Genomic DNA, 1,370 nt, shown 5'->3' with positions numbered 1-1,370 from the left:
TTTTGCTGTAAATTTTTGCAGAGTTCTCAAAGGTTTACCACATTACCTCACTTTTGCTCTATGATTATCTTTATTATCTTGCTTTGTCTACCTTATTTTGCCGCTCCCCTGAACGGATACGGTTTAAGACATAAGATCCTTTTTCATAGCTATACTACGTTATCCAGCGTCTGGGCACTGGTTTCTTGGTACTTATTCCGCAATAATTTTTTTTTCCTTCAATAAACTTTGCAGTTCGCCTTTTTCGTACATCTCGCGAGTGATGTCGCAACCACCAATAAACTCTTCCTTTATATATAATTGTGGAATTGTTGGCCAATCAGAAAACTTTTTTATAGATTCACGTATTTCATCATTCTCCAACACGTTAATATACTTAAACTTCACGTTCAATTTTTTTAGGATTGACACGACGAGTCCAGAGAATCCGCATTGAGGAAAATCAGAAGTGCCTTTCATATACAATACCACATCATTTTCTGTTATATCTTTTTTTATTTGTTCAAAATTGCTCATAAATTCACCTTATTTTTAAGTATTAGTTTCCAGTTGCAAGGCGTGTATAGACTGACCTTCCAGAGCTTTATATACCATTTTATGCTGTTCTATTTTTGTCTTTCCAAGAAAACACTTGGAGTTTATTTTTAAATGATAATGGTCATCATCTCCAGCAAGATCATGAATTTTTATATCAGCGTCGGGGAACGATTGTTTGATGATCCTCTCTAATTCGTGAATTGCAATAGTCATTGATTTGCTTTAAATTACAATACTTTCATTATAAATCTAAAACGATTGAGCGCAATAAAAAGTTGCTATCATAAAAAATAGAAGTATACTATGATAATGGAATGATAAGTTATGCAGGGAGGCTTTGTGGTGGGCGAAAGATTTAAATTCACATATCTATTGGTTTTGCTAACTTTTTCATTTAGGTGCTTATCTTACGATGATAAAATAAATAACTTAGAGAATGTTTACATCAAAGCTAACTATTTGGAGCATTCTTCAATGCAATAGGTTCTCTAGAAGGAAAAGAAGATGCAGGTGACAATATAACAGAGGGGGTTTTTAGTTTTAATAAGAAGGAGCGAATTGAAGCTGGATACAGTCCTAAATATGTTCCAGGGTTTGCCGGTAGTGCTGCAATAGGGTATTTATTCAAAAATATGAGAGTTGAGTTTGAAGGCTTATATTCTCAGACTAACTTATATGATGAAGATTATTCAGATAAGAAAAAAGCAAGATATATTGAACTTCGTCGTCACAATGATGCGTCTACCATACGCGTCAAGTTAAGAGATTGTGAGCAAATTTAGAGAGGTTAAAGTGGATACTCTAGCCCTTCTGCGTTTGTCTTTTAATGAAAA

3 protein-coding genes are annotated in these 1,370 nt (G+C 33.9%); 1 reads left to right on the top strand and 2 read right to left on the bottom strand.

Annotated elements, in window-relative coordinates; all coding sequences use genetic code 11:
• Positions 1–192 precede the first annotated feature (192 nt).
• Positions 193–516: a Grx4 family monothiol glutaredoxin gene (gene grxD, locus OZD66_RS05615; protein WP_006280013.1), complete on the bottom strand. Its 324-nt coding sequence runs from the start codon at positions 514–516 to the stop codon at positions 193–195.
• 15 nt (positions 517–531) lie between these two features.
• Entirely contained in the window at positions 532–750 is a 219-nt protein-coding gene (locus OZD66_RS05610; RefSeq protein ID WP_006280012.1) for a BolA/IbaG family iron-sulfur metabolism protein, read from the bottom strand.
• A 266-nt stretch (positions 751–1,016) separates the two neighbouring features.
• Between OZD66_RS05610 and OZD66_RS05605 the strand changes: the two genes are divergently transcribed.
• Positions 1,017–1,319 (top strand): P44/Msp2 family outer membrane protein, encoded by a 303-nt coding sequence (locus OZD66_RS05605; protein ID WP_338061739.1) that lies wholly within the window; start codon positions 1,017–1,019, stop codon positions 1,317–1,319.
• Positions 1,320–1,370 lie beyond the last annotated feature (51 nt).

Source organism: Wolbachia endosymbiont of Drosophila baimaii, assembly GCF_028982185.1.
GTDB lineage: Bacteria > Pseudomonadota > Alphaproteobacteria > Rickettsiales > Anaplasmataceae > Wolbachia > Wolbachia pipientis.
Note: the sequence above shows the minus strand (reverse complement) of the source record. Positions and strands in the feature narration are given on the sequence as shown.